The 14,107-nt window shown below is 57.6% G+C and carries 14 protein-coding genes; 7 read left to right on the top strand and 7 right to left on the bottom strand.

The window, feature by feature from the left end:
• The first annotated feature begins 101 nt into the window (after positions 1-101).
• On the top strand, positions 102-1,025 hold the full coding sequence (locus tag CA832_RS01715) for a nicotinic acid mononucleotide adenyltransferase (protein WP_088339829.1): 924 nt from the start codon (positions 102-104) through the stop codon (positions 1,023-1,025).
• Between the two features lies 1 nt (position 1,026).
• Here CA832_RS01715 and CA832_RS01710 read toward each other — a convergent pair whose 3' ends face one another.
• Positions 1,027-1,875, bottom strand: a complete 849-nt coding sequence (locus tag CA832_RS01710) for an AraC family transcriptional regulator (protein ID WP_088339828.1) — start codon at positions 1,873-1,875, stop codon at positions 1,027-1,029.
• 158 nt (positions 1,876-2,033) lie between these two features.
• Between CA832_RS01710 and CA832_RS01705 the strand changes: the two genes are divergently transcribed.
• A complete protein-coding gene (locus CA832_RS01705) occupies positions 2,034-2,981 on the top strand; it encodes a phytanoyl-CoA dioxygenase family protein (RefSeq protein WP_088340724.1) in 948 nt (315 codons plus the stop codon).
• 1 nt (position 2,982) lies between these two features.
• On the opposite strand, the gene CA832_RS01700 is transcribed toward CA832_RS01705, so the two are convergent.
• The 3 genes from CA832_RS01700 to CA832_RS01690 are packed head-to-tail and all read right to left on the bottom strand — an operon-like array spanning position 2,983 to position 5,460.
• A complete protein-coding gene (locus CA832_RS01700) occupies positions 2,983-3,465 on the bottom strand; it encodes a c-type cytochrome (RefSeq protein ID WP_088339827.1) in 483 nt (160 codons plus the stop codon).
• Positions 3,466-3,505: 40 nt separating this feature from the next.
• Positions 3,506-4,468, bottom strand: a complete 963-nt coding sequence (locus tag CA832_RS01695; RefSeq protein ID WP_088339826.1) for a YheT family hydrolase — start codon at positions 4,466-4,468, stop codon at positions 3,506-3,508.
• Between the two features lie 14 nt (positions 4,469-4,482).
• On the bottom strand, positions 4,483-5,460 hold the full coding sequence (locus tag CA832_RS01690) for an NAD(P)H-dependent flavin oxidoreductase (RefSeq protein WP_088339825.1): 978 nt from the start codon (positions 5,458-5,460) through the stop codon (positions 4,483-4,485).
• A 100-nt stretch (positions 5,461-5,560) separates the two neighbouring features.
• On the opposite strand from CA832_RS01690, the gene CA832_RS01685 reads away from it, so the two are divergent.
• Positions 5,561-6,037, top strand: a complete 477-nt coding sequence (locus CA832_RS01685; protein WP_088339824.1) for an acyl-CoA thioesterase — start codon at positions 5,561-5,563, stop codon at positions 6,035-6,037.
• Here CA832_RS01685 and CA832_RS01680 read toward each other — a convergent pair.
• Genes CA832_RS01680 through CA832_RS01670 form a run of 3 tightly spaced genes read right to left on the bottom strand, consistent with a single transcriptional unit; the run spans position 6,012 to position 8,054 of the window.
• The gene (locus CA832_RS01680) at positions 6,012-6,914 is read right to left on the bottom strand and encodes a DMT family transporter (RefSeq protein ID WP_088339823.1); all 903 of its coding nucleotides are present in this window, start codon (positions 6,912-6,914) and stop codon (positions 6,012-6,014) included. The two genes, CA832_RS01685 and CA832_RS01680, sit on opposite strands and share 26 nt — an antisense overlap.
• The gene (locus CA832_RS01675; RefSeq protein WP_088339822.1) at positions 6,911-7,264 is read right to left on the bottom strand and encodes an arsenate reductase family protein; all 354 of its coding nucleotides are present in this window, start codon (positions 7,262-7,264) and stop codon (positions 6,911-6,913) included. Before CA832_RS01675 ends, CA832_RS01680 begins: the two co-directional genes overlap by 4 nt.
• A 34-nt stretch (positions 7,265-7,298) precedes the next feature.
• Positions 7,299-8,054, bottom strand: a complete 756-nt coding sequence (locus CA832_RS01670) for a DUF3298 and DUF4163 domain-containing protein (RefSeq protein ID WP_088339821.1) — start codon at positions 8,052-8,054, stop codon at positions 7,299-7,301.
• Positions 8,055-8,183: 129 nt separating this feature from the next.
• On the opposite strand from CA832_RS01670, the gene CA832_RS01665 reads away from it, so the two are divergent.
• From CA832_RS01665 to CA832_RS01650, 4 genes are all read left to right on the top strand, one after another.
• Positions 8,184-9,347, top strand: a complete 1,164-nt coding sequence (locus CA832_RS01665; protein ID WP_088339820.1) for a cystathionine gamma-synthase — start codon at positions 8,184-8,186, stop codon at positions 9,345-9,347.
• Positions 9,348-9,479: 132 nt separating this feature from the next.
• Complete coding sequence (gene gdhA / locus CA832_RS01660; protein WP_394335733.1) at positions 9,480-10,832, top strand: NADP-specific glutamate dehydrogenase; 1,353 nt, start codon at positions 9,480-9,482, stop codon at positions 10,830-10,832.
• Between the two features lie 90 nt (positions 10,833-10,922).
• The gene (gene recO / locus CA832_RS01655; RefSeq protein WP_088339819.1) at positions 10,923-11,642 is read left to right on the top strand and encodes a DNA repair protein RecO; all 720 of its coding nucleotides are present in this window, start codon (positions 10,923-10,925) and stop codon (positions 11,640-11,642) included.
• On the top strand, positions 11,626-14,049 hold the full coding sequence (locus CA832_RS01650) for a TonB-dependent receptor plug domain-containing protein (RefSeq protein ID WP_088339818.1): 2,424 nt from the start codon (positions 11,626-11,628) through the stop codon (positions 14,047-14,049). The genes recO and CA832_RS01650 overlap by 17 nt, the downstream gene beginning before the upstream one ends.
• The last annotated feature ends 58 nt before the right edge of the window (positions 14,050-14,107 follow it).

Below are 14,107 nucleotides of genomic sequence, written 5' to 3'. Positions count from 1 at the left end.
GTACTAAAATTCGCGACCGCCCCGGTGCCCTATCCGGGCATGGCTTCCCACTTTGGCATGTCTCTTGTATAGGAGTAGGGACAAACCAAAACCTGTCTGTCATGAGAACCAAAGCCATTCCTTTTGTCCTCTTCGTGATGTCCCTCTTTCTGGGTTCCTGCTATGCAGAGCTTTGGGTAGAGGACGATTTTGTAGCTGAAACACCCTGGCAGACAGCCGATGTCCTGGAGTCCTATGACCTGTGGTATGTAGACATCCACCAGACCCGGGGCCAAGGCGAGGTCCCTTTTCTGCAGATGGCCTTTACCCTGAGTTTCGACCGTGGCGTGCTGCGGGCGAACAACAACCTGGTGGGTATCGGTAAAACGGGGGGCGGCCTTGGGGTGGCCGTGGGTTCCTATGCGCCCTTAAGCGGGGCTGTGGAAGTGGTACACCAGTTGGATGGGCTCTGGGAGCTGGAGGTGTATGTGGAAGGCCCCAATGCCATTGAGCTCTACGACCCCCTGTCCGACACCTCCTATTACCTGCGGGGCTATGACCGCCACCTGTTCGACTACGACAGCCTGTTTTACGACAATATCCACTATTTCCTGCAGGAGTATGCGGCCTGGGAACGGATAGCCGTCCATACTGAGGGGCGCTCCAATGCCTTCGACCAGGAGCGGTATCTGGCGTTTTTCGCCTCCGCTGGCCGGGATGCCTTCCGCTCCTCTACGGATCCCGGGGGGCTACCCCTGGGAGATATCTACTGGGATTACCAGGGGGCCTACCGGATTTACGACGTGCCCGGGGAACCCGAAATGAAAACCATCACCCTGGAGTATCAGGGTCTAGGGGACGATTACTTTGAACTCTATGTGGCGGACGATGCCACGGTGGAACTCTACCACCCGGACAGCGGCACCCTGTACGTCTTTGGTGGGCGTGGTTACCAGGCCTACCTGAAGGACGGGGCAGGGGCAGGAACCAAACGGGAGGCCCGGAAACTGTCATCCATGTCTGTAGCGCGCCGGCGCCCGCTATAAGCTAGGTCGCCCGGGACTTTTTCCGGAAGCGGGAGGGGTTTTCCCCGGTGATGTTCCTGAAGATGCGGTTAAAATAGGAGAGGCTTTCAAAACCACAGGAAAAACAGGCTTCGCTTACCGAATGGCCGGTAAGGAGCATGCGGCGGGCATGGGCAATGCGGTACTGGTTTAAGAAGGTAACAAAGGTGCTCCCGGTCTCCTTCTTGAAGTAGCGGCAAAACGCCTCACGGCTCAGGTGGCACTGCGCAGCCACTTCCCCCAAGGAGATCCGGGAGGCATACCGCTGCTCGATAAAGGCGTGGATCGATCTCAGGCGCTGCTGGTCCCGCTGTTTAAACCGGTTGATATACGGGCTTTTGTGGAGGAGCTCAAACTCGGTGCTCTGGGAGAGCTGATGCAGGGTTTGCAGGATGTCGGTAAAACGCGAAAAGGGGTCCATGGCGTGCCATTGCTTCATGGCATGCCCTACCTTTTCCCGCGTGATTCCATGGAAGGCAATCCCGTACTGGGAGGTTTGGAGCAAGGTCCGCAGCCGCCCCATCTCAGGGTAGGCATCCAGGACCGTGTTCTTAAATTCCGGTTTAATATGAAGCACCTCGTGGGTATAATCCCCTTTAACGCCGTAGTCGAAATTCAGGTGCGGGATGTTGGAGCCTATCAGGACGAGGTCTGCCCCGGAGTAGGTGGAGATGTGGTTCCCCACATGGCGGGTGGCACTGGCGCCTTCAATGTAGACCAGTTCGTATTCCGGATGGAAATGCCAGTAAAACAGGTCGCCCAATCTGGGGCTGTGCAGGAGCCTGAAGGGGGAGGGGGAGTCCCCATCGATAGATTCGAGCTGTACTTTCATCCTGATAATTTACCTATATTATCTATTTATGATGTAATACTCACTGGAAATATCAATATAATACAAATACTTGTCAATATTACGGTGGCGGCATCGTTTATATCCATGTACTTTGGGTTGAAAATAACAGCACCGTGAAACCAACGACTAAAGTAGAAATGGGCAACAAGGCCCATGAGGCTATCCCGGGCAACCCGTCTACCGCCACCAGCAGCAAAAAGAAACTCAACGACCGCAGCAATGGGGTGCCCTTGCGCGTCTTGTCCGAAGAAGACTGGGCGTTTTGGAAACACAATGGGTATATCGTCATCAAAAATGCCGTCCCCAAGGCCCAGGCAATGGCCACGGCGGACTTCCTCTGGGAATTCGAGGAGAAGGACCCCGGAAACCCGGAAACCTGGTACGCCCCCCCGAGGGCGGAGATGCAGATGAAGGAGCTCACCGGGACGGGGATGGTGGAAGTATACAACCACCAACTGCTCTGGGACAACCGCCAGACACAACGGGTATACGATGCCTTTGTGGATATCTGGGGTACCGAAAAACTGTGGGTCACCATAGACCGGGCCAACCTGAATTTCCCCCAGCGCCCGGGGTTCGAGCAAAAGGGGTTCATCCACTGGGATTACGACCCGGAAACCCGGCCGGAAAATGTGCAGGGGGTACTGGCCCTTGCCGACCAGACCGACGAGAATATGGGAGGGTTCCAGTGCATCCCGTGGCTTTACCGGAACTACGATACCTGGAAACAATCCCAGCCGGAGGACCGGGACCGGTTTCAGCCGGATATTACCGGATTGGAAGACAAACTGGTTAAAGTAAAGATGGAGGCCGGGGACTTACTGATCTTCAACAGCACCCAACCCCACGGGATCCGACCAAACCGTTCTGCCAACAAGGTGCGCATGGCCCAGTATATTTCCATGATGCCGGCAGAACCCGAAAACCAGCCCCTGCTACAATGGAGGCTCCATTCCTGGAAAAACCGGGTGGCCCCGGAAGGGTATGCCTTTCCGGGTGACCCCAGGAACTGGGAGCAAACCAAATATCAGACGGCAGCGCTCAGCCCCTTGGGCAAGAAATTACTGGGGGCAGACCCCTGGTAGCCTAGAGGGTCCGCAGGTACTCCGCCACGGCCCGTGCTTCTTCCTCGGTGAGGTTCTGGTTGAGCATGATGGCGTTGTTGTATTCCTTCAGCAGGGCCTGTGCGATGGGGTCTTCCTTGAGCATCCGGTCCGGGTTGAGGATCATGTTCATGACCCACGCCGGGCTCCGGCGCTCGTAAACCCCTTTCAGGGCCGGGCCAATCATCCGCTGCTCGGCCTGGTGGCAGGCCACACAGATGGTGGAGTATTTTGCCTCGCCCTGTGCGGCGAGTTCGGCGTCGATTTCATCCGGGAAGGTAAGCTCCTTAATGGGCCCCACCCCGTTATTGCTGAGGTCCACCGGGACGCCCTCGGAGGCCTTTGCAGCAGGGGCCTCTTTTTTGGTGCGGTTCATTTCAAAACCGCCGTCGTTCTTTTCCTCTTTTTTCTCGCCACAGCTTATTACCAGTACCGCGGCAGCTACCATTGTCCAGAATTGCTTCATCGTTTACCAAATTAAGAGCACTAAGATAAGAAATAGCGCTTTAAGAAAGACCCTCCAGAAATTCCACTGCCCGGAGTTCATTATAATAGCGGTTATCCCGGGTGTAGAACCCCACATGCCCCCCGTATTCGGGCATTTCCAGGGACAGGTAGGGGTGGGCCTCGCAACGCTCCCTGGGGTAACACTCCGGGCCCAGGAAGGAATCGTTCCTGGCGTTTAACAGCAGGGAGGGAGTGGTAATCCCATCCAGGAATTGCAGGGCACTGCACTGGCGGTAATAATCCAGGGCGTCCCGGAACCCGTGGGCCACACTGGTATAGCGGTCGTCAAAATCTTTCAGGGTTTTGATTTGCCCGATTTCCGCCAGGGAGATGCGCTCCGGGAAGCGCTTGTTTTTCTGCTTTAGTTTGTCCTTCAGGTTTACCAGGAACCTGCGAGCATACAGGGCATTGTTGGCCTTGTTGAGTTGTTCCAGGGAATCGCGGAGCTGCACCGGGACCGAAACCGCAACCGCCCCGCGGATGTATGCCGCTTCCGGGTTGCCTTCCCCCAGGAATTTCAGGGTGAGGTTGCCCCCAAGGCTGAACCCTTTCAGGAAAAGGGGGACGCCGGGAAATTTCCCGGCAAGGTACCGCACCACTTCTTTGAGGTCCTCGGTAGCCCCGGAGTGGTACGAGCGGTACAGCCGGTTGGGCTCCCCGCTGCACCCCCTGAAGTTTACCGAACAAACCCGGTAACCGGCGGCGGCAAACAAGGCGGCGCTGCCCTGCATATACGGACGCCTGGCGTTGCCCTCCAGGCCGTGGAGCAGGATCAGGATCCGCATGGGTTTGTTTTCCGGACCGGCCCAGTCCAGGTCCAGGAAGTCCCCGTCCGGCAGCTCCAGGCGTTCCCGCTGGAAAACCACGGGGGGAGGCTTGCGCACCAGGGCCGAATAAATAGTGGAAATATGGCCGTTTTTAAAGGGCCAGGGCGGGCGGTAAGCCGATGGGATCAGGGCCATGTCTCGAGGCTCTTTCAGCCCTTTTGATAGTGTTCCAACAGGCCGGCCTGTTCCCGGAGGGCGCCCAGGAATTCTTCCCGGAGGCGGCCGATGAGGGTTTCGGCCGGCAGGACATCGGAAATGCTGGCCACGCCCTGCCCGGCAGACCAGATGGTTTTCCAGGCCTTGGCCTCGGTATCCAGTTCCTTTCCGAAATCGATTTTGGTCCCCCGCTTCAGGTCCTCTTCGGTAAGGCCCGCAGCCCGCAGGCTCGGGCCCAGGAAATTGGCTGGAACCCCTGAAATGGCAGCGGTATAGACGATATCCCCGGCTCCCGCATCGATGATCATCTGCCTGTAGGCCTCGGGTGCCCGGCTTTCGGTGGTGTTGATAAAGCGCGTGCCCATGTATGCCAGATCTGCCCCCATCTGGATAGCGGCGGCAATGTCCCGGCCGGTACTGATGCAGCCCGAAAGCAGGAGGGTCTTATCGAAGAAGGAGCGGACTTCGGCAATCAGGGACATCGGGTGGTGCGTGCCTGCGTGCCCGCCGGCCCCGGCCGTGACCAGGATAAGTCCATCCACCCCGGCTTCCGCCGCTTTTTCGGCATGCCTGCGTTTGATGATGTCGTGGAAAATAACCCCCCCGTAGCTGTGGACGGCATCCACTACCTCGGAGACGGCCCCCAGGGAGGTGATGATGAGCGGTACCCGGTGCTTGATGCAGAGTCTGAGGTCCGCCTCCAGGCGGGGGTTGGTAGGGTGTACAATGAGGTTGACCCCGAAAGGGGCGGCCTTTTTTCCGGTCTCCTTCTCGAAGGCCTCCAGGGCGGTGCGGATTTCGACAAGCCACTCCTCAAAACCCTCGCTGGTGCGCTGGTTCAGGGCGGGAAAAGTCCCGACAATGCCGTTTTTACAACATTCGATAACCAGCTGCGGGTTGGAAATCAGGAACATGGGCGCAGCCACCACAGGCAGGGAGAGGTCTTGGATAAAAGGCGCTTTCTGGCTCATAAATACGATATATCCGCTAAAAGTAAGGATAAATTAAAGCCCGTTGAAGTGGCAGGTTTCAAAACCGTTATAAATTTGCCCACGAGTAAAAAAGCCTTAGATGTACCTGAAAGAATTTGAAGTGCGCTGGAGCGACCTGGACGCCAACCGTCACCTGGCCAACAGTGCCTATATCAATTTTATGAGCCATACCCGCATGGCCTACCTCACCGAACACGGTTTCGGGCATAAGAATATGGTTAAATACCACATTGGCCCGGTGGTCTTTTACGAGCATATGTATTATTTCCGCGAAATCCTCCCCGGGGTTCCGGTGCGGGTCTCTCTGGAGATTAAAGGCCTGAGCCCGGACGGGATGTTTTTCGAATTCCACCATAATTTCTACGATCCGAAGGGCAGGCACCTGGCCCATTGCGAGATGATGGGCGGGTGGATAGACCTGGAAAGCCGGAAACTGACCGGCCTGCCCGAGGCTTTGTTAAGCGGGTTCGAATCCCTGGAAAAAGCAGAAGGGTTTCGCCACCTGACCCGGGAGGACACCCGCAAACACTTCAAGCGGCCGAACGACCTGGCTTAGGCCTCCTGCTGGCCAGGTAAACCCCGGCGAGGACCAGGATGGTAGCCAGGGCATTGAGCAACCCGAAACGATCCTTGCCCGACCCTACGGCAAAGGCAATTCCTATTACCGGCTGGGCGTAGATAAAGGCGCTTACGGTGGATGCTTTTAACTGAGTGAGCGCAAAAGCGTTACAGAGATAGGTGAGGAAGGTGGTGCCCACCACCACGAACAAGATGGCGCCATAGCCCTTCAGCGGGATTTCGGCCCAGGGGATTTCCAGCACCTCGGGCAGGGTGATGGGAAGGTTTACCACCAGGGCGATGGTAAAAAGCCACTTTAACAGCACCAGGGGGTGGTATTTTTCGATTAGTTTCTTGGCGGTAATCAGGTACAATCCGTAAAAGGTGGCGTTCACAATAAAGAGGACATTGCCCATGGGGATGTTGGGGGCATTCATCCCTGTGGTCTCATTCATAAAGATGAGTGCCAGGGCTCCCAGCATCCCCAGACCGATCCCCAGGGCTTTACGCCAGGTGACCTGTTCGCGGATCAGCAGGAAGGAAAGGATAACCACTATAATGGGCGTGGTGGTCACCAGCACGGAACTGTTGACCGGGGTGGAGAGTTCCAGGCCCTTAAAAAAGGCCAGCATATTGATTACCATCCCGAATATGGCGCAGAGCACCAACCTGAGGTAATCCCGTTTTTCGATCCGCTGGCGGGGGGCAAATACAGAACAGGCCCACAACAGGAGGGTGGCCCCTGTTACCCGGAGCAGGATAAACCCGAACGGCTGCACGTAGTGGGGCATGACCCCCTTGGCAATGGTGTGGTTCAGGCCATAGATGGTGGTGGCGGTGAGGGCCGCCAGGATGGCAAGGGTGCGCCGGCTCAAGAAGTCATGGCTTCGGCTGCCGCAGCAACGGTTTTTTTCGCATTCCCGATGTAAACGGCATCACCCCATACCACTACGGGGCGTTTCAGGAAGGTGTAATGTTCCAGCAACAGGTCGCGGTAATCCGCTTCGGCCAGGGATTTTTCGTGCAGGCCGCGCTGGCGGAAGAGCCGGGCCCGTTTGCTGAACAGGGCCTCATAGCTCCCGGCCCTTTCCTTCAGGGCATCCAGTTGGGCTGCATTGAGGGGGCTTTCTTTGATGTCCTGCAGGGTTACTTCGGGCCCCGGGTTGAGTTCGCCCAGGATGCGCCGGCATGTGTCGCAGGTACTCAGGTGGTAGATTTTCTTCATATTCGGGGGGGTTATCGGCTCCGGGGCTGTAGTGTTAACTTTTGTTTGCTTCAGGGAGGTAATCCGAGACCAGGAACGGGGCAGCCACGGCAAAGGGGATGATCACTTCCAGGGGGCCATCGGCATAGGAGGCTACTTCGTACGGGTTGTAGTGCAATAAGACCCCTTCCGGACTGAACCCCATATTTTCGGGAAGCTCGAAGCGGTTTTCCGGGAACATGAACCCGGTGCTATTGATGTCGCTGGCTGGGCTTATACCATAGGTGGTGCGGAAGGCCTCCTCGGCAACCCGTCGGAACCCTTCCCGGTCTGCCAACAGGCTTTCTGCCTCCAGTTCCCTGCCCCGGACCTTGTCGAAATTCAGCAGGTGCATGCTCGAATACCCGTGGGCGCCCCCTGTAAAGATATAGCCGTCCATGGCCAGGGTCAGCAGGGTACTGCTTTCGTAGCGGACCAGGCTTTCAATTTCGGCCTCCCAGCCGATGCGTTCGTCCGGGAAGTCCCGTAGGAGTTTGCGGTATCCGGCGCCGAAAGCGTCGATAGCCTCTTCTATGCTGGCCGCATCGTTCTTGTCGTCGTAGTCAAGCCACTGGATGATCTCCTCTTCTTGGGACCGCTGCACCACCGCAGCCAGGGGGTCATCTTCCGGCCCTGCGGGGATTGCAATTAATACGGAAGGGCATGCCTCGCATTGGGGGCCCTGGTATTCCCGGGGTTGCCATTCGATGGTTTCAGCATCTCCGCACCTGCCGGCCAGGACCAGCAGCACAATCCAAATAATCCGATTCATGTAGGGACAGGTTGATCTACCCCAAAGGTACGATTTTGGATTTCGCGGGCACCTATCCCGCGACTCAATTTAGGGTGGTGTGGCCCAGGTCAGAAAATGGTAGCTTTGTGACATCCATACCCTGCAACTATGAAGGAAGATATGAAATTCAATACCCTTGCCATCCACGGGGGGCAGGAGCCCGACAAGGCCTACGGCGCCGTAATGCCGCCCATTTATCAAACCTCAACCTATGCCCAGACTTCCCCCGGCAGGCATAAGGGCTATGAGTATTCCCGGAGTGGAAACCCCACCCGCCATGCCCTGGAGCAGGCCCTGGCGAGTATCGAGAAGGGAAGTTTCGGAATGGCGTTCGCCAGCGGGTTGGCCGCCATGGATGCCGTGATCAAGTTGCTCGGCCCAGGCGATGAGGTTATCGCCACCCACGACCTGTATGGGGGGAGCTACAGGCTTTTCCGCAAAGTCTTCGAGCCCCTGGGCATCCGGTTCCGGTTTACCGATATGCGAAGCGTGGAAGGAGTTGCGGCCCTTATAGGGCAAAATACCCGGTTGATCTGGGTGGAAACCCCTACCAACCCCATGATGAACATTGTCGATATCCGGGCCCTGGCTGCCCTGGCTAAAACGCACGGGGTGCTCCTGGCGGTGGACAATACATTTGCGACCCCCTACCTGCAGCAACCCCTCCAGCTCGGGGCCGATATCGTCATGCACTCTGCCACCAAATACCTCGGGGGGCATTCCGACGTGGTTGCCGGGGCCCTGGCGGTCCGGGACCCCGACCTGGCCCAGCGCCTGTATTTCATCCAGAATGCGAGCGGGGCGGTTTGCGGGCCCATGGACAGTTTCCTGGTGCTTCGGGGGATCAAGACCCTGGCCGTTCGCATGCAGCGGCATTGCGAAAACGGGGAGGCCATCGCCCGGCACCTGCGCGAGCACCCCGCCGTTGAGGCCGTATTCTGGCCGGGGTTCGAAGACCACCCCAACCACCAGGTGGCGGCCTCCCAGATGAAAGGGTTCGGGGCCATGATCTCCTTCAGGCCCAAGGGGGCGCGCTATGCCGATGCGGTTCGTTTTGTAGAATCCCTGCAGGTATTTACCCTGGCCGAGTCCCTGGGCGGCGTGGAAAGCCTGGCCGGCCACCCGGCCAGCATGACCCATGCCAGTATTCCGAAAGCGGAACGGGAAAAAAGCGGGGTTACCGATGCCCTTATCCGCCTGAGCGTGGGGATTGAAGACATCGATGATTTGAAAGCCGACCTGGACCGCGCCCTCGACGGGCTGGGGGGTTGATTGAAATATCTGTATTCCGGCCCCGGATTCGGCAACCTATTTTATCAAATTTTCAAAATACTATAGTTCAGATTTAGGAAAACCTATAATTTTGCGCTCATACTCATAATCTTTTAATCCAGAGTTCGCAATATGTCCGATATCCATGCAAAAATTGAAGCCTTTATGGACGAGGTTAAGGCCCGCAATGGCCATGAGCCCGAGTTCATCCAGGCGGTGCAGGAGGTAGCCGATACGGTTATCCCATACATTGCACAGAACGAAATCTACAACGGGAAGAACATCCTGCTGCGGATGGTCGAGCCCGAACGGCTTATATCCTTCCGGGTCGCCTGGGTGGACGACAAGGGGGAGATCCATGTTAACCGCGGGTACCGTATCCAGATGAACTCTGCCATTGGTCCCTACAAGGGCGGGCTCCGGTTCCACCCCACGGTAAACGCAAGCATCCTGAAATTCCTCGCCTTTGAACAAGTCTTCAAGAACAGCCTTACCACCCTGCCCATGGGCGGCGGGAAAGGCGGTTCGGATTTCGACCCCAAAGGCAAATCCGACGATGAGGTCATGCGTTTCTGCCATGCCTTTATGACGGAACTCTGCCGGCATATTGGCCCCAACACGGACGTGCCGGCCGGCGATATTGGCGTAGGGGCACGGGAAATCGGGTTCCTCTTTGGCATGTACAAGAAAATCCGCAATGAATTCACCGGCGTGTTAACCGGGAAAGGCCTCTCCTGGGGAGGGTCCAAGATCCGCCCGGAGGCTACCGGCTACGGCACGGTGTATTTCGCCGAGAACATGCTCAAGACCCGCGGCCAGGAAGTTGAAGGCAAGGCCGTGGTGATCTCGGGCTCCGGAAACGTGGCCCAGTATGCGGCAGAAAAGGTACTCCAACTGGGAGGCAAGGTGCTTACCCTGTCCGATTCAGGGGGGTACATCCACGACCCCAATGGAATCGACGAGAAGAAACTGGCCTGGGTCATGGACCTGAAGAACAACCGCCGCGGCCGCATCTCCGAATATGTGGAGCAGTTTGCGGGGGCTACCTACCACAAGGGGGAAACTCCGTGGGGCGTTCCCTGCGATATTGCCCTGCCGTGTGCCACCCAGAATGAATTGAACGGGGACGATGCGGCCAAGCTCATCGGGAACGGGTGTATCTGTGTGGCCGAAGGCGCCAACATGCCCTCCACCCCGGAGGCCATCCACGCCTTCCACGATGCCCAGATGCTCTTTGCCCCCGGCAAGGCGTCCAACGCCGGCGGGGTAGCCACATCGGGCCTGGAAATGTCACAGAACTCCCTGCGCATCAGCTGGACCCGCGAGGAGGTAGACCAGAGGTTGCGCAGCATCATGTCTGACATCCACGACTCCTGCCGGGAATACGGCATGGAATCCGAGGATTACTGCAACTACGTGCGCGGCGCCAACATTGCCGGCTTTGTAAAGGTGGCAGATGCCATGCTCGCCCAGGGCGTCATCTGACCCCTGTGCCTCAACTAAGTAAATCCCCGGCCCGCCAAGGACCGGGGATTTTTTATTGGAGTATCTTTGGAGGGTAACCCTCGCCAATTCATGCCCGCCTCTACCCCAGCCATTGTCCTTTCGGGAATCCGGTACGGAGACACCAGCCTTATTGTGAAGGTTTACACCCGGGAATTCGGGCTGCAGACCTACATGGTCCGCGGGGTGCTCAGCCGCAGGAAAGGCAAGGTGAAGGCCGGGCATTTTCAGCCCCTTACCCAGCTGGAGATTACCGGGAGCGTCCCGCCGTCCGGAAAAATGGGGCACCTTCGGGATGCTGCTATTGCCTACCCGTACGCCACCCTCCAATCCGACATCCGCAAGAGCAGCCTGGCCCTGTTCCTCTCCGAGGTCCTCGCGCAGGCCATACGGGAAGAAAGCCCAAACCATGCTCTGTTCGAGTATCTGGAAAGCGCCCTCCAATGGCTGGACCACCAGGAGCACGTCGCCAATTTCCACCTTCGGTTTTTGCTGGGTCTTACCCGCTACCTGGGGTTTTACCCGGACCAAACCGATAACGGGGCCCCGTATTTTGACCTGGTGGAGGGGGCTTTTACGCACAGGCTCCCGTTAAACCCTGTCCTGAGCGGGGAGGTGCTGGCAGATTTTAACATTATTTTAGGCACGAATTTTGATGAACTCCACGGTGTAAAAATGACACAAAAAAGGAGGCGCGCGCTGCTGAAAGCCCTGGTACAGTATTTTCAAATACATTTGCACGGCTTTAAGGAGCCCAGGTCTCTGGGGGTATTGGATGAAGTTTTTTCGTAACCTGAGTTTACTGCTGTTCTTGTGGGTCCTGCCCGGTGTGGCGGGCGCCCAGACCATCCTTGTGGTGGATGCCGAGACCGGGGAGCGTATCCCGGATGTGGCCGTCTTCAACGAAGACCGGACCGCCTCTGCCCTTTCGGATGACAACGGGGTTGCAGACCTTTCCGCCTTTACAAGGAGGGAACGGATCTTTTTCCGCCACCTGGGATACTTCCCCATTGAGCGGACCAAGGCAGGGGTCTTGAGAAACGGGGGCAGGGTGCTGCTGGAGCCCCGGACCGAGCAATTGCAGGAAGTGGTTATGTCCGTATCGAAGTGGGAGCAGCAGAAGAAGGATGTACCGCACCGGATCGAGACCGTCCGGGCGGCCGATATCATCCTTGCCCAGCCCCAAACCTCTGCAGACCTGTTGCAGCAGTCCGGGAAAGTCTTTGTCCAGAAAAGCCAGTATGGTGGGGGAAGCCCCATGATTCGCGGGTTTGCCACTAACCGTGTGCTGCTTTCGGTGGACGGGGTGCGGATGAACAACGCCATCTTCAGGGGCGGTAACCTGCAAAACGTCATTTCCATCGACCCGCTTTCAGTGGCCCGCACCGAAATCCTGTTCGGGCCGGGCTCGGTCATTTATGGCAGCGATGCCATTGGGGGGGTCATGCAGTTTTACACCAAGGCGCCCCGGACCTCGGAGACAGATAGTTTGCGCGTTTCCGGAAATGCCCTGTTACGCACGGCAACGGCATCTGCAGAGCGCACCGTTCATGCGGAAGTGGAGCTCGGGTGGCAGAAATGGGCCTCCCTGAGCAGTATCTCCTTTAACCGGTTCGGGGACCTGCAGATGGGCTCCCACGGGCCCGAGGCCTACCTCAGGCCCCGGTATATCGCCACCTCCAACGGGATTGACCGGATTGTGGAAAATAGCGACCCCAAAAAGCAGGTGCCCACGGGGTACGACCAGCTCAGCTTCATGCAGAAATGGATTTACCGCCCGGGCAAACAATGGGCCTTCGACCTGGGGCTGCACTACTCCGAAACCTCCGAGTATTCCCGTTACGACCGTCTGATCCGCCCGGCCGACAATGCCGCCGGCCTGCGCTCCTCGGAATGGTATTACGGCCCCCAGAAGTGGTTTATGGGGCATTTGCGCGCCCGCCACCAGGGAGGAAGCTCCTTTTACGAAGGCCTGGAGATGGGGGTGGCCTACCAGTTTTTTGAAGAGAGCCGGAACGACCGGAATTTCCAGGCCCCCACCTTGTTCCAGACCCGGGAGCGGGTAGGCGCCCTTTCCCTGAACCTCGATTTCGAGACGCGGAAAATGGGAGATACCCGGTTGTACTATGGCCTGGAGTATATCGCCAACCAGGTGGCTTCCACAGGGTCTGAGCGCAACGTGACAACGGGGGAAACCCAGGCAGGCCCTTCCCGGTACCCGGACGGGTCGCAGTGGCACAGTGCCGCTGCCTATGTGAGTGCCACCCACCGCTACCGCCCCAACATTACATTTCTGGGGGGGCTCCGCTACAGCCATACATGGATCAATGCCGATTTTGACACCACCTTTTACCCCTTCCCTTTTTCAGAAGCCATGCTGGACAACGGGGCCCTTACCGGCAGCCTGGGGCTGAGCTGGTTCCCGGCGAAGAACACCCAGGTTACCCTCAACGGATCTACCGGGTTCCGGGCGCCCAATATCGACGATATCGGAAAGGTATTCGATTCGGAGCCGGGCTCCGTGGTGGTGCCCAACCCTAACCTGGAACCGGAATACGCCTACAATGCCGAGGTGGGTTTCCGTCAGAATATCCGGGATAAATGGGTCCTTAAGGTCTCGGCGTACTACACCTATCTGGTGGATGCCCTGGTGCGCCGCGATTTCACCTTTAACGGGGAAAACACCCTGGAATACAACGGGGAACTGAGCAATGTACAGGCCATTCAAAATGCGGCCAAGGCCTATGTCTATGGGTTTGAATTTGGAGTGGACGCCGTGCTTACCGAAAGCCTGAGCCTGGGCGGCAACCTGACCCTGACGGAGGGGATCGAGGAGGACGATGAAGGGAACGATTCCCCGGCCCGCCATGCTGCGCCTACCTTTGCCGACCTCCACCTGAAGTGGAACCGGTACCCGTGGAAGGCAGACTTCTTTCTGAATTACAACGGGGAAATACCCTATCGGGACCTGGCATTTTCCGAGCGGAGCAAGGACTATATTTACCTGAAGGACGCCAACGGGAACCCGTATTCCCCTTCCTGGTATACCCTTAATTTCAGGTCTTCCTACACCTTCAGTTCCTTTCTGGAGCTCACCCTGGCCGCCGAAAACCTCACCGACCAGCGGTACCGCCCGTACTCCTCCGGGATAGCCGCTGCAGGCTTCAACCTCATAGCCGGGCTACGGCTTCAGTTCTGAGCGGCAGGCGGCTCGCGCATCCCCTTTTTTCAGGCCGAAATACGGCGAAACCCAAAAC

The sequence above is a fragment of the Robiginitalea sediminis genome, from assembly GCF_002198115.1.
GTDB lineage: Bacteria > Bacteroidota > Bacteroidia > Flavobacteriales > Flavobacteriaceae > Robiginitalea > Robiginitalea sediminis.
Note: the sequence above shows the minus strand (reverse complement) of the source record. Positions and strands in the feature narration are given on the sequence as shown.